General features: G+C 68.8%; 20 protein-coding genes. 11 read left to right on the top strand and 9 right to left on the bottom strand.

The window, feature by feature from the left end:
• Window positions 1–56: 56 nt before the first annotated feature.
• The 4 genes from BM199_RS27970 to BM199_RS27985 all read left to right on the top strand — a co-directional run bounded on the left by BM199_RS27970 (window position 57) and on the right by BM199_RS27985 (window position 3,811).
• On the top strand, window positions 57–1,010 hold the full coding sequence (locus tag BM199_RS27970; protein WP_091677709.1) for an ACP S-malonyltransferase: 954 nt from the start codon (window positions 57–59) through the stop codon (window positions 1,008–1,010).
• A complete protein-coding gene (locus BM199_RS27975; RefSeq protein ID WP_091677712.1) occupies window positions 1,007–1,993 on the top strand; it encodes a beta-ketoacyl-ACP synthase III in 987 nt (328 codons plus the stop codon). Before BM199_RS27970 ends, BM199_RS27975 begins: the two co-directional genes overlap by 4 nt.
• A gap of 70 nt (window positions 1,994–2,063) precedes the next feature.
• On the top strand, window positions 2,064–2,309 hold the full coding sequence (locus tag BM199_RS27980; RefSeq protein ID WP_091677715.1) for an acyl carrier protein: 246 nt from the start codon (window positions 2,064–2,066) through the stop codon (window positions 2,307–2,309).
• Between the two features lie 254 nt (window positions 2,310–2,563).
• Window positions 2,564–3,811, top strand: a complete 1,248-nt coding sequence (locus BM199_RS27985; RefSeq protein WP_091677718.1) for a beta-ketoacyl-[acyl-carrier-protein] synthase family protein — start codon at window positions 2,564–2,566, stop codon at window positions 3,809–3,811.
• A 104-nt stretch (window positions 3,812–3,915) separates the two neighbouring features.
• On the opposite strand, the gene BM199_RS27990 is transcribed toward BM199_RS27985, so the two are convergent.
• From BM199_RS27990 to BM199_RS28000, 3 genes are all read right to left on the bottom strand, one after another.
• Window positions 3,916–4,509, bottom strand: coding sequence for a hypothetical protein (locus tag BM199_RS27990; RefSeq protein WP_091677720.1), 594 nt, complete (start codon window positions 4,507–4,509; stop codon window positions 3,916–3,918).
• Between the two features lie 60 nt (window positions 4,510–4,569).
• Complete coding sequence (locus BM199_RS27995; protein ID WP_091677721.1) at window positions 4,570–5,073, bottom strand: DUF3145 domain-containing protein; 504 nt, start codon at window positions 5,071–5,073, stop codon at window positions 4,570–4,572.
• A gap of 223 nt (window positions 5,074–5,296) precedes the next feature.
• Window positions 5,297–6,778, bottom strand: coding sequence for a S8 family serine peptidase (locus tag BM199_RS28000; RefSeq protein WP_091677724.1), 1,482 nt, complete (start codon window positions 6,776–6,778; stop codon window positions 5,297–5,299).
• A 209-nt stretch (window positions 6,779–6,987) separates the two neighbouring features.
• Here BM199_RS28000 and BM199_RS28005 point away from each other — a divergent pair, with 209 nt between their 5' ends.
• Both BM199_RS28005 and BM199_RS28010 read left to right on the top strand, forming a co-directional pair.
• Window positions 6,988–8,343, top strand: a complete 1,356-nt coding sequence (locus tag BM199_RS28005) for a hypothetical protein (RefSeq protein WP_091677727.1) — start codon at window positions 6,988–6,990, stop codon at window positions 8,341–8,343.
• 263 nt (window positions 8,344–8,606) lie between these two features.
• On the top strand, window positions 8,607–9,278 hold the full coding sequence (locus BM199_RS28010) for an Lsr2 dimerization domain-containing protein (RefSeq protein ID WP_091677730.1): 672 nt from the start codon (window positions 8,607–8,609) through the stop codon (window positions 9,276–9,278).
• A 99-nt stretch (window positions 9,279–9,377) separates the two neighbouring features.
• Here the strand turns inward: BM199_RS28010 and BM199_RS28015 are convergent, their stop codons facing one another.
• The 4 genes from BM199_RS28015 to BM199_RS28030 form a co-directional block, all read right to left on the bottom strand.
• A complete protein-coding gene (locus BM199_RS28015; protein WP_091677733.1) occupies window positions 9,378–10,763 on the bottom strand; it encodes an NAD(P)(+) transhydrogenase (Re/Si-specific) subunit beta in 1,386 nt (461 codons plus the stop codon).
• The gene (locus BM199_RS28020; protein ID WP_091677735.1) at window positions 10,760–11,059 is read right to left on the bottom strand and encodes an NAD(P) transhydrogenase subunit alpha part 2; all 300 of its coding nucleotides are present in this window, start codon (window positions 11,057–11,059) and stop codon (window positions 10,760–10,762) included. Before BM199_RS28020 ends, BM199_RS28015 begins: the two co-directional genes overlap by 4 nt.
• The gene (locus BM199_RS28025; protein WP_425425606.1) at window positions 11,059–12,189 is read right to left on the bottom strand and encodes a Re/Si-specific NAD(P)(+) transhydrogenase subunit alpha; all 1,131 of its coding nucleotides are present in this window, start codon (window positions 12,187–12,189) and stop codon (window positions 11,059–11,061) included. Before BM199_RS28025 ends, BM199_RS28020 begins: the two co-directional genes overlap by 1 nt.
• A gap of 69 nt (window positions 12,190–12,258) precedes the next feature.
• Window positions 12,259–12,921: a TetR family transcriptional regulator gene (locus tag BM199_RS28030; RefSeq protein ID WP_177242825.1), complete on the bottom strand. Its 663-nt coding sequence runs from the start codon at window positions 12,919–12,921 to the stop codon at window positions 12,259–12,261.
• Between the two features lie 119 nt (window positions 12,922–13,040).
• On the opposite strand from BM199_RS28030, the gene BM199_RS28035 reads away from it, so the two are divergent.
• The 4 genes from BM199_RS28035 to BM199_RS28050 all read left to right on the top strand — a co-directional run bounded on the left by BM199_RS28035 (window position 13,041) and on the right by BM199_RS28050 (window position 17,655).
• Window positions 13,041–14,150, top strand: coding sequence for a ferredoxin reductase (locus BM199_RS28035; RefSeq protein WP_091677741.1), 1,110 nt, complete (start codon window positions 13,041–13,043; stop codon window positions 14,148–14,150).
• Between the two features lie 52 nt (window positions 14,151–14,202).
• Entirely contained in the window at window positions 14,203–15,339 is a 1,137-nt protein-coding gene (locus BM199_RS28040) for a fatty acid desaturase family protein (RefSeq protein ID WP_091677744.1), read from the top strand.
• An 11-nt stretch (window positions 15,340–15,350) separates the two neighbouring features.
• On the top strand, window positions 15,351–15,563 hold the full coding sequence (locus BM199_RS28045; RefSeq protein WP_091677747.1) for a hypothetical protein: 213 nt from the start codon (window positions 15,351–15,353) through the stop codon (window positions 15,561–15,563).
• Between the two features lie 73 nt (window positions 15,564–15,636).
• The gene (locus tag BM199_RS28050; protein WP_091677750.1) at window positions 15,637–17,655 is read left to right on the top strand and encodes an NADPH-dependent 2,4-dienoyl-CoA reductase; all 2,019 of its coding nucleotides are present in this window, start codon (window positions 15,637–15,639) and stop codon (window positions 17,653–17,655) included.
• Between the two features lie 9 nt (window positions 17,656–17,664).
• Here the strand turns inward: BM199_RS28050 and BM199_RS28055 are convergent, their stop codons facing one another.
• Window positions 17,665–18,687 (bottom strand): polysaccharide deacetylase family protein, encoded by a 1,023-nt coding sequence (locus tag BM199_RS28055; RefSeq protein ID WP_091677752.1) that lies wholly within the window; start codon window positions 18,685–18,687, stop codon window positions 17,665–17,667.
• Between the two features lie 133 nt (window positions 18,688–18,820).
• Between BM199_RS28055 and BM199_RS28060 the strand changes: the two genes are divergently transcribed.
• The gene (locus BM199_RS28060; protein ID WP_091677755.1) at window positions 18,821–20,392 is read left to right on the top strand and encodes a putative glycoside hydrolase; all 1,572 of its coding nucleotides are present in this window, start codon (window positions 18,821–18,823) and stop codon (window positions 20,390–20,392) included.
• On the opposite strand, the gene BM199_RS28065 is transcribed toward BM199_RS28060, so the two are convergent.
• Window positions 20,362–20,751, bottom strand: a complete 390-nt coding sequence (locus tag BM199_RS28065) for an allophanate hydrolase-related protein (protein ID WP_091677757.1) — start codon at window positions 20,749–20,751, stop codon at window positions 20,362–20,364. The two genes, BM199_RS28060 and BM199_RS28065, sit on opposite strands and share 31 nt — an antisense overlap.
• Window positions 20,752–20,755: the final 4 nt, after the last annotated feature.

Genomic DNA, 20,755 nt, shown 5'->3' on the forward strand with positions numbered 1-20,755 from the left:
ACAAATCCGCGTGACGGACTTGGTGACCCACGACATCACGGGAACCCCGCTTCACCGTGTTCCCTAGAGGGGTGATTGCCCTCCTCTCCCCCGGACAGGGGTCCCAAGCCCCAGGCATGCTCACTCCCTGGCTCGAGGCCGACGGCGCACGGGCTCGTCTCGACGAGTGGTCACAGCGCAGCGGGCTCGACCTCGTCCGCCTCGGAACCGAGGCGGGTGCGGAGGAAATCCAGGACACGGCCATCGCGCAACCCCTGATCGTCGCACTGTCACTGCTCGCGTTCGACCAGCTGAGCACACAGGCTCGGCTGCCCGAGGACACTCCGGTCGCGGGACACTCCGTCGGCGAGCTGGCTGCCGCCGCGATCGCCGGAGTGCTCGCACCCGTAGAGGCCGTCGCGCTCGCCGCGGTCCGCGGCGCCGAGATGGCCAAGGCCTGCGATGCGGAGCCGACCAGCATGGCGGCCGTGATGCTCGGCGACCCACAGGAGGTCGTCGCCTGGCTCGAGAGCGCCGGGCTCACCGCGGCCAACCAGAACGGCGCGGGCCAGATCGTCGCCTCCGGCTCCGCCGACGCCGTCGAGCGCATCGTCGCCGAGCCGATGGAGGGCACGAAGGTGCGGGCGCTCAAGGTCGCGGGCGCCTTCCACACCCACTACATGGCCACGGCCGAGGACGCCCTGCGCATCCACGTCGCCGACATCACGCCCGGCGATCCGACCAGGCCGTTGCTGTCCAACGCCGACGGCACGGTCGTGGACACCGGCGCGGAGTACCTGGAGCGCCTGGTCGCCCAGGTGACCCGCCCCGTCCGCTGGGACCTCACCATGCGGACCCTCGCCTCGATGGGCGTCACCGCCACCGCGGAACTACCGCCGGCCGGCGCGCTGACCGGGCTGGTCAAACGGGAACTCAAGGGCACGGTCACCTCGACCGTCGCCGTGAAGACGCCGGAGAACCTGGGCGCCGTGGTGGAGCTGACCGCCAACGACCAGGAGAACGTTCGATGACCGACGGGCGGCCCGCGCTGCGCCTCAGGCAGGGCCCCGCGGCCACTCGTGTACTCGGCCTCGGCAGCACCCAACCCGAGCGCGTCGTCACGAACCACGACCTGTCGAAGACCATGGAGACCACCGACCAGTGGATCCGGGACCGGGTCGGCATCATCGAGCGCCGGTTCGCCGACAAGAACGAGTCACTGCCGGACATGGCGGTGGTCGCGGGGCAGCGAGCGCTGGCCGACGCTGGGCTCGAACCATCCGATGTGGACACCGTGATCGTGCCGAACTGCACGATGCCCGCGCCCATCCCGAACGCCGCGGCGCAGGTCGCCGACCGGATCGGGATCAAGGCCGCAGGGGCCTTCGACCTCAACGCCGCGTGCGCCGGGTTCTGTTACGGCCTCGGCGTCGCGTCCGACCTGATCCGTTCCGGCTCGGCCGGCCGAGTGCTGGTGATCGGCGCGGAGAAACTGACCGACGTAGTCGACCCGGTGGACCGGGCCAACGCGATCATCTTCGCCGACGGCGCGGGTGCAGCGGTGGTCGGCCCTTCGGACGAGCCGGGCATCGGGCCGGTGGCCTGGGGCAGCGCAGGCGACCTGGTCGACACGATCTACATGCGCGACCACAAGTACATCTACCAGGAGGGCCAGGCGGTGTTCCGCTGGGCGACGACGCAGATCGCGCCGATCGCCCTGCGCGCGCTGGAACTGGCCGGGCTCGAACCGGCCGACGTGGACGTGCTCGTGCCGCACCAGGCCAACCTGCGCATCGTCGAGGCGATCGCGAAACGGCTGCGCACCAAGGGAGCGCGGGAGGACATGGTCGTCGCCGACGACATCAAGCACTCCGGCAACACCTCGTCCGCCTCCATCCCGATGGCGCTGGACCACATGCGGGCCGAGGGCAGGGCGAAGCGGGGCGACGTCGTGCTCGCGGTCGGCTTCGGCGCCGGACTGTCCTACGCGGGCCAGGTCATCATCTGCCCGTGATAACACTTACCCCGGCGGGCACCGTGTCCGTCGGACCGAGCAGGACCAGAAATCAGGAAGGAACACCCCAGTGGCTGACAAGCAAGAGATCCTCTCCGGCCTCGCCGAGATCGTGGAGGAGGTCGCCGGAGTCGCACAGGACGACGTGACGACCGAGAAGTCCTTCGTGGACGACCTCGACATCGACTCGCTGTCGATGGTGGAGATCGCCGTGCAGGCGGAGGACAAGTTCGGGGTGAAGATTCCGGACGACGAGCTCGCGAACCTGAAGACGGTCGGCGACGCCGTCGACTACGTCTCCGCCAACTCGAACTAGCTCGTCGCGCGCTCGACGTGCGGGTTGGCGGACTGCACGCGCCGGGACGCGCTTTTCGTCCCGGTGCCGATCCAACACCGCCAACTCGAACTAGCTCGTCGCGCGCTCGACGTGCGGGTTGGCGGACTGCACGCGCCGGGACGCGCTTTTCGTCCCGGTGCCGATCCAACACCGCCAACTCGAACTAGTTCGTCGCGCGCTCGACGTAAACCGAAGTAGCAACACATCGCTGGCAAACCCTCGGGGAGAATGCAATGAGCAACATCGACGTCGTGATCACCGGGCTCGGCGCCACCACGCCGCTCGGCGGGGACGTCGCGTCCACCTGGGACGGACTGCTCGACGGCCGGAGTGGTATCCGCACCATCGAGGCCGACTGGGTCGAGCGTTTCGACCTGCCGGTGCGGATCGGCGCCACCCTTGCCGAGGACCCAGCGGTGAAGATCCCGCGCGTGCAGGCGCGCCGCCTGGACCGTTGCGAGCAGGTCGCGCTCATCGCCGCGCGACAGGCCTGGGCGGACGCGGGCTACACGGAGCCGACGGAGGAGCACGCCGACGTCGACCCGGAGCGGCTCGGGGTCTCCATCGGCACCGGCATCGGTGGCCCGCTGACACTGCTGGCCCAGGACGATCTGCTGGAGGAGCACGGCATCCGCAAGGTCTCTCCGCTGACCGTCCCGATGCTGATGCCGAACGGCCCCGCCGCGCACGTTGGGATCGACCTCAAGGCCCGTGCCGGAGTGCACTCGCCCGCATCGGCGTGTGCCTCCGGCGCGGAGGGGATCGCGAACGGCGTCCAGATGATCCAGTCCGGCCGCGCCGACGTGGTGATCGCGGGCGGCGCCGAATCCTGCATCCACCCGATCACAATTGCCGGGTTCGCCCAGGCCCGCACGGTCTCCACCCGCAACGACGCTCCCGAACTCGCCTCGCGCCCGTTCGACACCGACCGGGACGGCTTCGTCCTCGGCGAGGGCGCCGGTGTGGTGATCCTGGAGCGCGCCGACCTCGCGGCACAGCGCGGAGCGCGGGTGTACGCGAAGCTCGGCGGGTACGGCATCACCTCCGACGCCCACCACATCACCGGTAACCACCCGGAGGGCATCGGGCAGATCTCGGCGATGCGCAACGCGATGCGGATGGCGGGGCTCGACCCGAGCGACGTGGGCCACGTCAACGCGCATGCCACTTCGACCGTGGTCGGCGACGTCGGCGAGGCCGCCGCGATCCGCAAGGCGATCGGCAGGCACCCGGTGGTCACCGCTCCCAAGGGCGCCCTCGGCCACCTGGTCGGCGGCGCGGGCGCGGTCGAGGGGATCGCCACGATTCTCGCGCTGTACCACGGCATCGTCCCGGCGACGCTGAACCTCGAGAACCTCGACCCGAAGGTCGACCTCGACGTCGTGGCAGGCAGCCCGCGCAAGGTCGAACTGAGCGCCGCCATCAGCAACTCGTTCGGCTTCGGCGGGCACAACACGGCCCTGCTGTTCACCACGGCGTAAGAACCGCACTTTCCCGGGAAAGTGACGTACCCCGCGCGTGCACGTACCGCGCTTTCCCGGGAAAGTGCGAGGCCTGACTCCGCACTTTCCCGGGAAAGTGCCGTTCAGCAGGCCTCGCGGTGCGGAATCGTGCCCGCAGGCACCTCGGCGATCTTGAGCTGACCGTTCTCCTGTTGCAGAGGCAGGGTCAGATTCCAGCGGATGCATCCGACGGGCAGGCCCACCGGGGCGTCCTCGGGGTCCTGCGTGCTCGTGAAGCCGACCAATACGTGCAGTCGCTGGTCGGCCCGCGTCTCGATCCGCCGGACGATGATGCTGCCGTCCCTGGTGGAGCGATAGTCGACGAGCCATTCACGCCGAGGCTGCACTTGGATCCGGTCCGCGGTCACCGTGGTCATCCAGCGCTCGTAACTGCGCCCGTTGATGGCATCGAAGTACGTCTGCAGCAACTGCCGGACGGACTCGTGCTCAGGATGGGCCGCGGCGCCGGGAGTCAGTTCCACCGTCGGCGATCCCGGCTGCTCGTCCGGAGCCAGCGAGGACGTGCTCGGGACGGTCACCATCGGCACCGCCACATCGCCCGGCAACCGGTACACCTCGCGCGCCAGCAACCCCGCGCCCACGGTCAGCGACACCACGACGACGAGCACCGGAACCAGCCACCGCGCACGGCGCGCAGCGGGCAGAGCTTTGGACACACCCCGAACTCTAACCACCAGAACAGCCTTGGGGGTGGTGGCCGGGTGACGGGCGGGGCGTCAGCCCACCTGATGCAGCCAGGTCACGGGTGCACCGTCGCCCGCGTGGCGGAATGGTTCCAGCGCCTCGTCCCAGTTGGCACCGAGCAGTTCGTCGAGCTTGTGGGCGAAAGCCTCACCCGCCCTGCTCTTGGCCACCAGTGCGCGCAACTGGTCCTCGCCCACGACGATGTCACCGTTGGCACTGGTCCTGCCGTGCCACAGCCCGAGCCCGGGCGCGTAGCAGAATCGCTCACCGTCCACTCCGGGACTGGGTTCCTCGGCGACTTCGAACCGAACCATCGGCCACGCCTTCAGCGCACCGGCGAGCTTTCCACCGGTGCCCGCAGGCGCACGCCAGCTGCACTCTGCGCGCAGTTGACCGGGGGCGGCGGGTTGCGCCGTCCATTGTAGATCTGCCCGTGTGCCTAGGGTGCCAGAAATTGCCCACTCGACGTGCGGACATACCGCAGACGGCGACGAGTGGACGTACACCACGCCACGGGTGTTGCCACGGGTGCTCACTGCTGACCTCCGCTACTCGACGAGGGGCGTCTTCCCCTACGACCTCGCGAGCATCGGATGCACTCGTAGCGACTCCACGCACATTGTGCACCGCGATCGTGCCTTTTGGCCACACGAACCACAGAAGTCTCACCCCCGTATGGCCGGTATGTGGCCAGGGCGACCCGGTGCCGGTGGATTTTTGCTGGCACCGGGTCGCCGCTGTGTCACCTACCGTCGCCGATCAGGAGGTGGCGCCGAGCGCGGTGGCCGCCGCGACCACGTCGACCAGGCCCGTGCCCTTGTCGTAGCTGGACGTGTAAGGGCCTGCCTGCTCGTAGGCCGCGCCGTCACTGAACTTGTACGCCGTCGACTTGAGCGCGTTCTCGATCTCGGCGGGGGTCGCATCCGGCTTGGCCTGGAACAACTGCGCCACGATGCCGGTGATCTGGGGGGCGGCCATCGAGGTACCGCTGATCACGTTGTACGTCCCGAGGTCGAGCAGCCCGGGCCCGTTCTTCGGCTGCAGTCCGGTCGAGCAGATGGGCAGGTAGAGACGACAGGAGGAGAGGATCTCCTCACCGGGCGCCGAGATGTCCGGCCAGCTCTGCTGGTCCGTGGCCGAACCGCGGGAGGAGAAGTCCGACACGGAACCGTCCCGGGTACCGGTGCCCTGGTCGAAATAGGACGCCACCGACAGCACGCCAGGCGTCGGGTCCTGCCCCGGCGGGTTGGACAGGCTCGCCGAGCCGTCCCCACCGTCGTTGCCATTGGCCCAGACGGTCACCACACCCTCGTCCGCCAGTGCTCGCTGCAGTTTGACCGTCGCCGAGTTCGGGTCGAACTCGCCGCCACCACTGGGGCCGTAGGAGTTGTTGATCGCCTTGATCGGCGGGCAGGTGGTGGCCGGAACACCGGCGCCACAGGGGGTGGCATGGTTCTCCAGCACCCAGTTCAACGCGGCATCGCTGCCGAGCACCAGTAGGGCGGCTCCGGTGGAGATGGAGACGATCTTCGACCCGGGTGCGGAACCGCCGACCCGGCTGCCGTCGCTGAGCCGCAGGGTGTTACCCGCGGCGATCCCGGTGACGTGCGTGCCGTGACCACCGAGGGACAGGGTGTCGGTGTCGACCGAGTTCGGCACCGACACGATGCATCCGGTGTCGGTGCCCTGCAGACAGAGGCTCTTGAGGTTGCGCACCACGCGGCTGGAGCCGTCGGCGCCACGGAACGCCGGATGGGTGGGGTCGACGCCGGTGTCGATGACCGCGACGGAGACCCCGCTGCCGTCCAGTTGCGCGCCGTTCGCACCGGTGAGCGTCGTGCGGGCTTCGGCGCTGCGGGTCGCCTCGGTCCCCGAGGTCCCGAACATGCTGATCGGGTCGTTGTTCTCCAGGTAGGTCACGCCGTCGGCCGCGCGCACCTGGCGCACCTGCTCGGCGGTTCCCTTCGCCGCGACGACGCCGATCTTGCGGAAGCTGGTGATCCGCTGCATTCCTGCCTCACGCACCGCCCGCTCCGCGGCGCCGAGATCGGTGCCGTGGACCAGGGTGGTCACGCCGGCCGTGTCCGCAGCGGTCGCGAGCAGCGCGGCGAGGGTGTCCGAGACGGGGGTGAGCTGGTGCCGGGTGTCGGCCGTGGCGGGCACGGCGCCCGTCACCGGGAGAACTACGACGGCAGCGGCGATCGCGAAGGATCGTCGAAGCCGCGCGGAGCGTGTGCGCATGTGCGTGTCCTGCTTTCTGACAGCCCCTGTTTACTGACGAGTAGCTACTCAACTAGGTGATAGCGATCACTGTCAATAAGTACGTTCCGCTCACAAAAACCGAGACACCCCTCATCTGGGTGATACACGGTCGGGTGGGGGCCTCTCGGAAGTGCGAAAAGGCCCGGCGCACTAGCGTGAAGCCGACACGGCGAATTCGGGAGGCTCGGGTGCGACTCGTCCGGCTGACACGGCGATCAGCAATGGTCTCGGAGGACATCCGCGCCGCACTGGCAGCACTCGGCCGTGGCAGCACGGTGGTCGGCGGGATCGCGCTCGTCGGCGCGCGCCCGGAAGGGTGCGACGAACCGGTGGACGCGATCGTGCTGCGGCCGGACGGAATCGTGATCGTGGTCGGGGTGGACCTGCCGGATCCCGCCGTGCACCTCGACGCGCCGCTTCGGGACAAGTGGAAGGCCGACGGCTGGCCCCTCGTCCGTACGGACCACGCGGTCAACCCCGCAACCGACGCGCTGGCGCTCGCGGCCACCGTCGAGGAGCGAATACGGTCGATGGACGGCGCTTCTCCGGTGATCGGCACGGTGGTGGCCGTCGGCCCCTACGTCGAGACGGTGGAACAGCCCGCGGCCGACCTCGCGGGCAGGATCCGCGTGCTCCACCCGACGCCGACGAGCATGCTCGCCGCCATCGTGTCGCTGAGCACAGCACAGACGCCCATGTCGGTGACGACGGTGCGGCGGCTGCTGAACACCCTCGCCCCGGACGCCCCGGCACAGAACGCCGCCCTGCTGACCGCGGAGGGCTTTCCGGCCGAGCCCACCGTGCAGGAACGGCCACCGTCCACGCCGAACACCGGGGCATCCACCCACGCTCCGGCGCCACCCGCCGCCGGTCCGCCCGGCGACCCGACGGCCGCGACAACCTCGGCGACGCCGGGTCCGCTCGCCGCTCCCCGGCCCCCATCCGCCAACGGCACCGAGAAGCCCGCCGTCGCACGCTGGCTGCCACTCGCCGCACTGGGGCTGCTCGTGATCCTTCTGGTCACGGCGGTCGCGCTGGCCGCCACCGGCAGCGACGACGAGGCCGCGAACGCCACCGACCAGCCACCCGACCCCCTCGTGCAGACGATCGACGGCCTGCCACTCACCACGGTGGCGGTCGCCACCGCCGGGCGGTGCGCACCGCACGCGACCGGCGAACTCCAGCGCGCACTGCGCACCGAGGACTGCACCGGCCTGACACGGGGGAGCTTCACGACCACGGCAGGCGGACGACGCGTCGCCGTGTCCGTCGCCGAGCTCACCTTCACCGAACAGGCACGTGCCGAGGAAATCAAGCAACTCTCCGACACACCCGGCAACGGCGCGATGACCGACCTCGCGACCGAGACCGGCCGGTGGTCAGCTCCCGAGCCGGGCTTCGCCGGAGCGGCCTACACGAGCGATGCCGGCGCGGCCGAGGTACGCGTCGTGCAGGCGGGCTGGGTCGATGGCGCCGCCGATCCGCTCGACCCCGCACTCGTGCGGGCCGCGGAAGCCGGTCTCGCGGTCTCGCTGACTCCCTGAGTCCCCCGGCACGGGCTCTCGGGCGGGCGCCGGGTTCTCCTGCCCCACTAGCACACCGCCCCAAATTGTCCACTCTGGACACTATTGGGCTGGACCATCGAGACCCGCGGCGACGCCTGTTCCGCGAATCCTGCTCCCCGCACGGGATTCGCGGGACAGGGAGGTATCCTTTTGCAGGAAGCTGGAAAGTCGGCGGTTGTACTTCTACGAGGTCGTAACCGTGCCGGTTACCCTGATCAACGATCGAGCACGGGGAGGTCTTCGTGGCCAAGAGCAAAGCGGTTCACGTCCTGGACGATCTCAACGGTGAGCCCGCCGAAGAGTCCGTCCGATTCGCACTGGACGGTGTCCAGTACGACATCGATCTCTCCGGCGCGAACGCCGACGCACTGCGTGCGGCCTTCGCCGCCTATATCGAGCACGGACGACGGGTCGGTGGACGCAAGCGCGCCGCGCGCGTCTTCGCCAAGCCGCGCCGCCGCGGCCCGAAGGCGGCCGCGCCAGCGGGTAGGCAGAAGGCGGTGACCAAGGCAGGCACCAGCAAAACAGGCACCGCAAAGGCGACCCCCGCGAAGACCACGGCGCCCAAGGCTGCGAAGCCTGCCACGAAGAAGACCTCGGGGACCAAGGCCACGGCGACGAAGTCCGCCTCCGCCAAGGCTGCTTCCACAAAGGCCGCCCCTGCGAAGACTGTCGCCACGAAGGCCTCCCCTGGCAAGACTGCCGCTCCCGCGAAAGCCCCCAGGAAGACCACGGCCACGACGAAGACGTCGAGCACGAAGGCGGCTGCGGCAAAGCCGGCCAAGAAGGACACCAAGGCGGCCAAGGCAACCCCTGCGAAGGCTGCTCCTGCCAAGCCCGCGCAGCAGGCCAAGGTCCGGCGCGCGCCCCGCAAGGCGCCGCCGGTCACGTTCTCCGCGGCGAATCTGGTCTGAGCGGCGCCACTCAGACCAGGTTCGGCGGTCCGCTCACTGTCTGTCTGAGAACTCGGTCCGCTACCGAGTCGCCAGGGCTCTGACTCCCAGCCGCTGGGCTCAGAGGGACTTGAGTTCCTCGACGATCTCGCCGACCGAGGACTTGGCGTCACCGAAGAGCATGCTGGTGCGCGCGTCGTAGAAGAGATCGTTGTCGATTCCCGCGAAACCCGAGCTCATCGAGCGCTTCAGCACGATCACCGACCTGCTCGTGTTCACCTTCAGAATCGGCATGCCGTAGATGGGCGATCCCGGGTCCGTCTCGGCTGCCGGATTGGTCACGTCGTTGGCACCGATCACCAGTGCGACGTCGGTCTGCGGGAATTCGGAGTTGCTCTCGTCCATCTCCTTGAGCTGGTCGTAGGGGACGTCGGCCTCGGCGAGCAACACGTTCATGTGCCCTGGCATCCGCCCCGCGACGGGATGAATGGCGTAGGAGACCGTGATTCCCTTCGCCTCCAGCAGATCGGCCATCTCCCGCACGGCATGCTGGGCCTGCGCCACCGCCATGCCGTACCCGGGCACGACCACGACGCGCCCCGCGTACGCCATCTGGATCGCGGTGTCGGCAGCACTGGTCCTGCGGACCGGCCGCTCCTCCGCCTTTCCTGCCCCAGCCGAGACGGTCGTCCCGCCGAAGCCGCCTGCGACGATGGCGGGTATCGAACGGTTCATCGCCTTGGCCATCAGGTTGGTCAGGATCGAACCCGACGCGCCCACGATCATCCCCGCGACGATCAGCGCGGTGTTGTCCAGCGCCAGCCCCATCGCGGCGGCCGACAGCCCGGTGAGGGCGTTGAGCAGCGAGATCACCACGGGCATGTCCGCACCGCCGATGGGCAGCACGACCATCACGCCGAAGGCCGCCGCGGCGAGCAACAGGATGATGATCAGCAGCTCGCTGTCACCACCCGCGGCGATCACCACGGCGCAGGCCACCGCGGCGAGCAGCAGTAGCGCGTTGAGCGGCTGCTGCAGCCTGCCGAGGCTGACCGAACGGCCCGGGATCAGCTCCTGCAGTTTCCCGAACGCGATGTTGGAACCCCAGAACGACACCGAACCCACGATCGCGGCGAACAACGACGCGATGGCGACGTACCGGGGTTCGTGTGCATAGGCGTCGGTGGTCCGGAACTCCACCCAGGCGATCAGCGCGACGGCTCCACCGCCGACACCGTTGAAGAGTGCCACCATCTGCGGCATCGCGGTCATCTTGACCTTGCGGGCCGCGGGCACCCCGACCAGTGCGCCGAGCCCGATACCCAGCGCGATGAGCCACCAGTTGCCCATACCGGGCAGCAACAGCGTGGCGACCACCGCGATGGCCATACCCGCCGCGGCGATCCAGTTGCCGCGTACGGCGGTACGGGGTCCGGTCAGACCCATGAGCCCGTAGATGAACAGGGCGAACGCGACGATGTAGAGAATGCCGACGAGACTGTTCATGAGCCTGCCCCGTCCTCTGGCTTCTTCTGTTTGAACATGGCCAGCATCCGGTCGGTGACCAGGAATCCACCGACGACGTTGATCGTGCCGAAGGCGATCGCGATGACCAGGAGGATCTTGTTCAGCACCCCTTCGGCGCCGAGGCCGAGCACGATCAGTCCGCCGAGCAGCACGATCCCGTGGATCGCGTTGGTGCCGGACATGAGCGGAGTGTGCAGGGTGTTCGGCACCTTGGAGATCACGGCGAAGCCGACGAAGCCGGCCAGCACCAGGATCGCGAGACTCTGGATGAGCATCAGTCGTTCCCCTTCGCCTCGGTTACCTCGCCCGTGGAGGATGGCGCGCCCGCGACACAGGCTCCCGCCACTACCTCGTCGGAGAAGTCCAGCGCCAGTGCGCCCTCGGTGTCGACGAGCAGTTCGAGCAGCTCGGTCAGGTTCCTGGAGTAGAGCTCACTGGCGTGTTCGGGCATCTCCGCAGGCAGGTTCAACGGCGAGCAGATCGTGACGTCGTGCGCGACGACCTCGGCGCCGGGCTCGGTGAGTTCACAGTTGCCACCGGACTCACCGGCGAGGTCGACCACGACGCCGCCCGGCCGCATGCCACGTACGGCATCGGCGGTGACCAGCGTGGGAGCTGTGCGACCGGGCACCAGCGCGGTGGTGACGACGGCGTCGAATCCGGTGATCGCCTCGCTGAGCCTGCGCTGCTGCTCGGCCCGCTCCTCCTCGGTGAGTTCGCGCGCGTACCCGCCCTCGCCGACGGCCTCGATACCGAGATCGAGCCACTGGGCGCCCACCGAGCGCACCTGCTCGGCGACCTCGGGCCGCACGTCGTATCCGGTCGGGCGCGCCCCGAGGCGTTTGGCCGTCGCGAGCGCCTGCAACCCGGCCACTCCCGCGCCGAGTACCAGTACCTTCGCCGGCGGCACGGTGCCCGCGGCGGTCGTGAGCATCGGAAAGAACCGTGGCAGCCGTTGTGCGGCGAGCAGGACCGCTCGGTAGCCGGACACACTGCTCTGCGAGGACAGGGCGTCCATCGCCTGCGCCCTGGAGATCCGGGGAATCGACTCCACCGCGAACGCGGTGACCCCCGCCTCCTCCAGCGCCCTTACACATTCCACATCGGACAGCGGCGCGAGAAATCCGATAAGGACGGTGCCCCGCGAGAGCCTGCCGACCTCATCCGCCGTGGGCGGCGCGACCTTGAGCACGACGTCCGCGGCCCACGCGTCGCCGATACTCGCACCGGCCTGCTCGTAGAGTTCGTCCGCCAGCCGGGCGCCTGCCCCCGCACCGGACTCCACCACGATGCGGAGGCCTCTGCCCCGCAAGCGTTCGACGAGTTTGGGCACGAGCGCGACGCGCGTCTCACCTGACCTTGACTCGCGTACCACCCCCACCGTGAGCGAGTCGGTATCCACCACCACGAGACCTCCGTCACTGTAATCGCGATCACCAGGTTTACCACGAGGGGACTGTGTCGCGGCAGCGACTCAGGGCTTGCTGCGCCAGCTGGCCGCGCCAAGCACGATCAACCGCAGACGTTTGCGCGCCGTGCGCACGATCTGTTCGTCGGTCTCCGCGTCGCGGGGCCGGGCCTCGATCAGTTCGACGACGGTGGACAGCATCGCCGTCACGATCAGATCGGCCATCATGTGCAGGTCCTCGGTGGTCCACTCGCGCAGGTAGTCGAACCGGGCGAGGTCGACCGCGAGCTCGGTGGCGAACAGCTTGAGCTCGGCGCCGATCGCCTGCTGCACCGGACCCGCCCCGCCGTAGCGCTCCCTGGTCAAGAAGCGGAAGTGGTCCTCGTGCGCGCGCACGTGCTCGAAGAGGATGGCCACCGAGGCGTGGATGAGCCCGGCGTAGCTGGTGACGTCGTCCCGCGCGGCCCTGATCATCCGGCGCAGGGTCCGCATCGACTCCTCGACCAGCGCCACACCGAGCTCGTCCATGGAACCGAAGTGCCGGTAGAACGCGGTGGGCACGATCCCGGCCCGCTTGGTGACCTCGCGCAGACTCAGGCTGGCGAACCCCCGGTCCGTCAGCAGCTCCAGCGCCGAGTTCAACAGCGCCTGCCTGGTGCGCTGCTTACGTTCCTGACGGCTCACGGACTCGGTGGACACGGCCGCAACCGTACCGGCGGTATTGCTCACGTCACATCACCTCCCTCTCCGGTTGACAGCTGTCGCGCGCATGCACTCCACTAGTGAGTGTACAAGTGTTCACTGTAATCGGATGACACCTGCCCCCGGGCACCGATGTGGGAGATGCCATGACAGCGCTGCTGCCGAAACGGACACGACGAGGAGCGGGCAAACTGGCCTCGATCGCCGAGGCGCTGCTCACTCCGCACGGGATGGACCGCTACCTCGAACTGCTCGACCCGATGCTGGTGCGCAGGGAGATCCGCGGGATCGTCACCGAGGTACGCCACCAGACGGCGGACACGGTCACGCTCACCGTCCGGCCCAGCCGCGCCTGGCGTGGCTTCAGCGCCGGACAGTACGTGCGTGTTTCGGTGGACATCGACGGTGTGCGCCGGACCCGCTGCTACTCCCCCGCCTGCTCCGAACGACGCCCGGACGGCAAGCTGGAACTCACGATCAAGGTGGATCCACAGGGACTGGTATCCCGTCACCTGCGGGAGAACGCCGCAGCAGGAATGGTCCTCGGACTCTCCCAGCCCGACGGCGGTTTCACGATGCCGCAGCCACGGCCGGAGAAGGTCCTGCTGATCAGCGGGGGCAGCGGGATCACCCCGGTGCTGTCGATGCTGCGCACGCTGGTGGACGAGGGACATCAGGGCGAGATCACCTTCCTGCACTACGCGAACACCGCCGACGACGTGCTCTACCGGCGGGAACTCGCCGCGCTCGCCGCCGAACACCGCAGGACCCGGATCGTGTTCGCCTACACGCACGCGAAGCGGGGCGCGGACCTGCACGGCTTCTTCTCCGCAGGGCACCTGCGCCGTGCCGCGCCCTGGTACGCCGACGCGAAGACGTACCTGTGCGGACCTGCCCCGCTCATGGACTCCGTGCGTTCCACTTTCGCGGCCGAGGGTTTGAGCGAACACCTGCACACTGAAGAGTTCACCCCGCCGAAGCTCACGCTGGATACCGGGAACGCTGTCGGGCAGCTCCGCTTCGCGCACAGCGGCACCGAGGTGGAGAACTCGGGCAAGCCGATCCTGGAGCAGGCCGAGGACGCGGGACTGCGACCGGAGCACGGCTGCCGGATGGGGATCTGCTTCTCCTGCACCAAGGTGAAGAACACCGGCTGCGTGCGCAACGCCCTCTCCGGCGAGCTGTCCGAAGAGGAGAACGAGGAGATTCAGCTGTGCGTCTCCGTCCCCGTCGGGGACGTCGAGATCAACGCCTGAGCAGGGCGTGGCACAGCATTCGGCGAATTGCCACAGCGACGAAAGGGCCATCATGACTGGACTGCAGGACCGACTCACCCCGGAACAGGTCGAGGAGTTCGGCCGCGAGCTGGACACCATTCGGCAGCGGATCGTGGCCGACCTCGGCAAGGAGGACGTCGACTACATCCACAACGTGATCAAGACCCAGCGCGGGCTCGAGATCCTCGGCAGGGGGCTGCTGTTCGCCGGCTTCTTCCCGCCCGCGTGGATCGCGGGGGTCGGCGCGCTCTCGTTGTCCAAGATCCTGGACAACATGGAGATCGGGCACAACATCATGCACGGTCAGTACGACTGGACGCGGGACCCGGCGCTGAGCTCGCAGAAGTTCGAGTGGGACACGGTCGCCCCCGCGGAGAACTGGCGGCACTCGCACAACTACATCCACCACACCTACACGAACATCCTCGACAAGGACCGCGACATCGGCTACGGCGTGCTGCGGATCGACCCCGAGCAGAAGTGGCATCCGTACTACCTCGGCAACCCGGTGTACGCGGCGTTGCTGGCGGTGTTCTTCCAGTGGGGCGTGATGCTGCACGACCTGGAGTTCGACCGGATCGCCAAGGGCGAGCGCACCTGGGCCGACACCAAGGAGGTCAGGACCAAGATGGTCCGCAAGGCCTCCCGGCAGATCGGCAAGGACTACGTCCTCTTCCCGCTGCTGACCGGGCCGCTGGCGCCGCTGACGTTGCTGGGTAACGCGACCGCGAACCTGACCCGCAACCTCTGGGCCTTCTCGATCATCTTCTGCGGCCACTTCCCCGCCGACGTCGAGAGTTTCACCGAGGAGGAGACCGAGAACGAGACGCGGGGCCAGTGGTACCTGCGGCAGATCCTCGGCTCGGCCAACATCACCGGCGGCAAGCTGTTCCACATCCTCTCCGGCAACCTCTCGCACCAGATCGAGCACCACCTGTTCCCGGACATCCCGGCCCGGCGCTACCCGCAGATCGCCGACGAGGTGCGGGGGATCTGCGAGAAGTACGGCCTGCCGTACAACACCGGTTCGCTGCGCAGGCAGCTCGGCTCGGTGGCGAAGAAGCTCGTCAAGCTGGCGCTGCCGGACGTGCGCGGGAACGGCGACCCGAGCGGCCCGGCCACCACTGGCTCTACCCTGGACCGCGACAAGGCACGCACGGCTGCATGAGGGATACCAACATGGTGGGTCGGTTCGAGAGCCAGAAGGACACCGTGCAGGAGCTGACGGAGTCGGCGGCAACACACATCGGCAACATCGCGACCATCGTGACCGGCGCGGTCCGCGACGTCGCAAGGGAGACCGGCGACTGGCTGACCGACCTGATCGAGATGCGCGAGGCCGCGCAACGCGCACAGGCGGACGAGCTGCGCGGCCCCCGCGACGAGGGCTGAGGAGTTCCCCAATGTGGCATTGGGGAACTCCTTCACCACTCTAACCTACTGGCTAGTAGGTTAGAGTGGTGCGATGAGCGCTCCGTTTCCACACCTGTCGCAGCCGCTGGAACTGGGTTTCACCACGCTGCCCAACCGCGTGGTGATGGGCTCGATGCACACCGGTCTCGAGGACCGGGCGAGAGACACGGGGCGCCTGGCCGAGTACTTCGCCGAACGCGCTCGTGGTGGGACCGGCCTGATCATCACCGGTGGGTACTCCCCGAACCGCACCGGCTGGCTGCTGCCGTTCGGCTCCTCCCTCACCACGGAGCGGGAGGCGCGAACGCATCGGCGCATCACCGCGGCGGTGCACGAGGCGGGCGGCAGGATCGCGCTGCAGATCCTGCACGCCGGGCGCTACGCCTACCACCCGCTGAGTGTGTCGGCGTCGCCGGTGAAGTCCCCGATCACGCCGTTTCGCCCACGAGCCCTCAGCGCCCGCGGCATCCGCGGCACGATCGCCGACTACGCCCGCTGCGCCGCCCTGGCCCAGCAGGCCGGTTACGACGGGGTCGAGATCATGGGCTCCGAGGGGTACCTGATCAATCAGTTCCTCACCGCGCGCACCAACCGTCGGCGCGACGAATGGGGCGGTAGCTGGGCGAACCGGATGCGCCTTCCGGTGGAGATCGTCCGGCGGGTTCGCGCCGCCGTCGGCAGCGACTTCATCGTCGTCTACCGACTCTCGCTGCTCGACCTCGTCCCCGGCGGGCAGAGCTGGGACGAGGTGGTGGAGCTGGCGCTTGCCGTGCAGGAAGCAGGCGCGACGCTGATCAACAGCGGCATCGGCTGGCATGAGGCAAGGGTGCCGACGATCGTCACCTCCGTGCCGCGCGCCGCGTTCACCGACCTCACCGGCAAGCTGCGTCCGCACCTGGACATCCCGGTGATCGCCTCGAACCGGATCAACATGCCGGACGTCGCCGAGGGCGTGCTCGCGCGCGGCGAGGCCGATCTGGTGTCACTGGCGAGGCCGCTGCTGGCCGATCCGGAGTGGGTCGCCAAGAGCACCGAGGGCCGCGCCGACGAGATCAACACGTGCATCGCCTGCAACCAGGCCTGCCTGGATCACGTTTTCCGGCACCGCACCGCGACCTGCCTCGTCAATCCCCGAGCCGCACACGAGACACAGCTGGTGATCCGCCCCGCGCCGGCGCCCCGCCGGATCGCTGTCGTCGGCGCGGGTCCCGCCGGACTGGCCGCCGCGACCACACTCGCCCGGCGTGGTCACGCGGTCACCGTGTTCGAGTCGGCCGAGGAGATCGGCGGGCAGTTCAACCTCGCGAAGCGGGTCCCCGGGAAGGAGGAGTTCCACGAGACCATCCGGTACTTCTCCCGGCAGCTGGACCTGCTCGGCGTCACCCTGCGCCTTGGCCATCGGGCGGACGTGGCGGCGCTGACCGGTTTCGACGAGGTGCTGCTCGCGACCGGTGTCGCACCTCGGGTACCCGCGATCCACGGCATCAGCCACCCGAGCGTGCTGTCCTACGTGGAGGTCCTGCGCGGCGCCCGTGTGGGACGCAGGGTCGCCGTCATCGGTGCTGGCGGGATCGGCTTCGACGTCTGCGAGTTCCTCACCAGCACGGACAGTTCCGCACTCGACGTCGGGCAGTGGCGCGCCGAGTGGGGTGTGGCCGACCCGGAGACCGCCCGGGGTGGTGTCGACGGGGTCCCCACGGCGGTGTCGCCCTCGCCGCGTGCGGTCTACCTGATCCAGCGGAAGACGAGCAAGATGGGCGCGGGGCTGGGCAAGACGTCGGGCTGGGTGCACCGCACGACCCTGCGGAACAAGCAGGTCGAGATGATCACGGGGGCCACCTACCACCGAATCGACGACGAAGGACTGCATCTGGGCGTCGGAGCGGAGAACCGCGTGCTCGCCGTCGACAACATCGTGGTCTGCGCCGGCCAGGAGCCGCTGCGTGAACTGGCCGAGGGCCTGCGCGCTGCCGGGGCCCGTACCCATCTCGTGGGTGGTGCCGACGTGGCCGCGGAACTGGACGCGAAGCGGGCGATCGACCAGGCGACGCGGCTCGCGATCACGCTGTAGGGGGCACGGTCAGTAGGCCACGGCCCGTGCCGCGAAACGCTCGGCGGGCGAGCCGGTGCCCGCCGGGTAGGAAATGGTCTCCGGGTCGCCGTCGGAGGTGTAGCGGATGTCCGGATCGGCCTCGAGTTCGTCGAGCCAGACCGTCGAACCGTACTTCGCCTCCGCGCCGTCCGCCCCCTGCGACCGGATCCGCGGAACCGCCTCGGGATCGAAGTCCACCGAGTACGGCGAGGGAGCCGGGTTCGCACCGACGAGCAGGGCGCCCGCGTAGTCGTAGCCGGGGCCGCGCAGCACGAGTCCCTTCGTGTCGGACCGCGCGCCGAACGGCAGCGCGAGAGTGGTGGGACGGTACCCCGGCAGCGCCTTGCGGATCGCCTCGTCACCCCGCGCGATGTCCTGCTGTGCCTCGCTGTCCGCGGCCGAACCCAGATTCGTGTGCCCGTATGTGTGATTGCCGATCTCGAAGTCGTGCCCGTGCAACCACGTCAGCGCCCGTTGTCCTTTCGTTCCCCCGCCGAACGGTTCGGCGTTCACGTACAGGCTCGCGACAGGCCGGAATCCGGGGTGCGCCTCGGCCACCTGCAGCAGGATCCGCACGGCGGTGCCCTGTTCGGGTTCACCGTCCGGTCCAAGGGAGAACGCGCTCGGATCACCGTCGTCGAAGGTGAGCACGACCGGATGTTTCCCTGCCGGAATGTCGATCTCACCCCGCACGAACTCCGCCGTGGTGACCGGTACGTAGTCCTCCCGTGCCAGACGTTCGAGTTCGGCCCTGAAGTCCTCCGGTTTCCGGTCGTAGACCGAGGTCGGTTTCGCGACGATGCGGTGGTACATCAGCACCGGAACGACCCCGAGTTCGTTCGCCCGCACATCCGCGGGCCGCACGGCCGCGGCGGTGGTCCGCTCGGCCACGGACGGCGGCGCGACAGTGCCGGAACCGACCAGTTCCTCGACCGGTGGGGAAATGCCGCCACCACATCCGGCCAGCAACATCGCCGTGGTCGCCGCGGCGATCACTCGGAAAAGGCGCATACCGGCAACGTAAGAGCCAGGGCTCCGGCACGCAGGCCAATCACTCGAACGGGGGGACTTCGTCATCGGCGGGGAAATCGTCTTCCTTCGGGTACTCGGACAGCACGACGCGCACGAGACCGGAGGTGGAGTGATGGCATCGAGTTCGTTCGTCCGGAGCACATTGCTGGTTCTCGCCGCAGCGGTGCTCGCCGCAGCGGCGGCGATCGTGTCAGTGGCGATCTCGATGCGACCCGACGTCTCCGTGACCGCGCTGGACAACGGGGCGACGATCAGCCCGGCCGCCCTGAATCAGGTCACGATCACCGCGAGCGAAGGTATCGAACGCGCCGAGGTGCTGCTCGACGGCGCCGCCGCGCCGGTCGTGCCCGAAGGCGACGGGCTGCGGCTGGCGGTGCCGGAACTCGACGAGGGCCTGCACACCCTCGTCGTCCGGCTTCCGCACCGGATCTCACCACTTCCGGCAGGCGGCGAGACCCGCATTTTCACCGTGGACGCCGCACCACCCGAACTGGCCGTCCAGCCCGTCGAGCCCGCGGAACCCGACGCACCCGCCAAGATCAGTGGCAGCACACAGGGCGCGTCCTCGCTGCATGTTCAGAACAAACCGATACCGCTGACCGAGGACGGCACTTTCACCGTGCAGACCGAACCGGGGACTACCGCGGTCACCGTGGAGGCACGGGACAAGGCGGGCAACGCGGCGACCAGGAAGGTCCCCGTTCCGGTGCGCCATCCCGGAATGCGCGCGGTGCACATGACCGCGAGCGCGTGGAGCGCACCGTCGCTGCGCGACCCGGTCCTGCAACTGGCCAGGGAGAAGCGTATCGACGCGGTCCAGCTGGACATCAAGGACGAGAGCGGGGAGATCGGCTACCAATCGGCCGTTCCGCTCGCGAAGGAGATCGGCGCGACCCGGGACTACTACGACGCACGAGCGGCGCTCGACCAGCTGCACCAGGCGGGAGTCCGCGTGGTGGGCAGGATCGTCGCGTTCCGCGATCCGATCCTCGGCAGGCACTCCTGGGAGAACGGGCAGCGGGACCGGGTGGTGCAGCAGGCGAACGGCACGCCGTGGACGGGAGGATACGGGGAGTACGCCTTCACCAACTTCGCCAACCCCGAGGTACGCGCGTACAACGTGGCGCTCGCGGAGGAGGCGGCGAAACTCGGGTTCGACGAAATCCTCTACGACTACGTCCGGCGACCTGACGGTGCGATCGCCGAGATGCGTTTCCCCGGCATCACCACAACGCCCGAACAGGCCGTCGCGGATTTCGTCGGACAGACCCGCCCGGTCGTCCACCGGCACGGGGCCTTGCTCGGCGCATCGGTCTTCGGAATCGCCGTCACCCGGCCGACCCAGATCGCCCAGGACATTCCCGAGCTGTCGAAGCACGCCGACTACATCGCGCCGATGGTGTACCCCTCACACTGGGGTCCGGGCGAGTACGGGGTCGCCAACCCGGAAAGCCAGCCGTACGACATCACCAAACGATCACTGGACGATTTCGCGAAGCAGGCGGCCGAAGGCGACGGCTCCACCGCCATCATCCCGTGGCTGCAGGCGTTCAGCCTCGGTGTGTCCTACGGCCCCGAGGAGATCAGGGCGCAGATCAAGGCAGCGGAGGACGCGGGCATCCAGTCGTTCCTGCTGTGGAACGCGAACTGCCGCTACGATCCGGAGGCACTCGCCCCGCGATAGGCCCGCCAGTCGCCGTAGTCGGTGATGTCCACCAGTTCCGCGCTGTCCACGAACGACCGGCGCAGCACGGTGGCCAGGCAGGACACGCCGTCGGCGAGTTCGACGACGCCGATTTCCAGCTCCGGCGGCTCGGCCGGGATCAGGTGTTCCCGCAAAACGGACAGCGGCAGGTCGTAGACCTCACCGAGCACGCTGCCCCCGCCCTCGCCGACCTCGTGCATGGCGGGGAACCGGTCGCCGACCGAGAAGTAGCGGTACCTGGGGGCGCTGCGCGTCACGCACAACAGCGGCGCCCCCCGCAGCTGTTCGTGCAGCGGACCGCCGCGCATCCCACCACCGTTGAGGAACATCAGTGCCATCACG

The sequence above is a fragment of the Amycolatopsis marina genome, assembly GCF_900111885.1.
GTDB classification, from domain to species: Bacteria; Actinomycetota; Actinomycetes; order Mycobacteriales; family Pseudonocardiaceae; genus Amycolatopsis; species Amycolatopsis marina.

What these genes read in the sequence shown, in the direction of transcription:
- BM199_RS28050 (WP_091677750.1), top strand. Translation starts at nt 15,637, where the DNA reads ATGAGCGCTCCGTTTCCACACCTGTCGCAGCCGCTGGAACTGGGTTTC.
- BM199_RS28060 (WP_091677755.1), top strand. Translation starts at nt 18,821, where the DNA reads ATGGCATCGAGTTCGTTCGTCCGGAGCACATTGCTGGTTCTCGCCGCA.
- BM199_RS28020 (WP_091677735.1), bottom strand. Translation starts at nt 11,059, where the DNA reads ATGCTCATCCAGAGTCTCGCGATCCTGGTGCTGGCCGGCTTCGTCGGC.
- BM199_RS28045 (WP_091677747.1), top strand. Translation starts at nt 15,351, where the DNA reads ATGGTGGGTCGGTTCGAGAGCCAGAAGGACACCGTGCAGGAGCTGACG.
- BM199_RS27985 (WP_091677718.1), top strand. Translation starts at nt 2,564, where the DNA reads ATGAGCAACATCGACGTCGTGATCACCGGGCTCGGCGCCACCACGCCG.
- BM199_RS28065 (WP_091677757.1), bottom strand. Translation starts at nt 20,751, where the DNA reads ATGGCACTGATGTTCCTCAACGGTGGTGGGATGCGCGGCGGTCCGCTG.
- BM199_RS28055 (WP_091677752.1), bottom strand. Translation starts at nt 18,687, where the DNA reads ATGCGCCTTTTCCGAGTGATCGCCGCGGCGACCACGGCGATGTTGCTG.
- BM199_RS27975 (WP_091677712.1), top strand. Translation starts at nt 1,007, where the DNA reads ATGACCGACGGGCGGCCCGCGCTGCGCCTCAGGCAGGGCCCCGCGGCC.
- BM199_RS28015 (WP_091677733.1), bottom strand. Translation starts at nt 10,763, where the DNA reads ATGAACAGTCTCGTCGGCATTCTCTACATCGTCGCGTTCGCCCTGTTC.
- BM199_RS28040 (WP_091677744.1), top strand. Translation starts at nt 14,203, where the DNA reads ATGACTGGACTGCAGGACCGACTCACCCCGGAACAGGTCGAGGAGTTC.
- BM199_RS28035 (WP_091677741.1), top strand. Translation starts at nt 13,041, where the DNA reads ATGACAGCGCTGCTGCCGAAACGGACACGACGAGGAGCGGGCAAACTG.
- BM199_RS28000 (WP_091677724.1), bottom strand. Translation starts at nt 6,778, where the DNA reads ATGCGCACACGCTCCGCGCGGCTTCGACGATCCTTCGCGATCGCCGCT.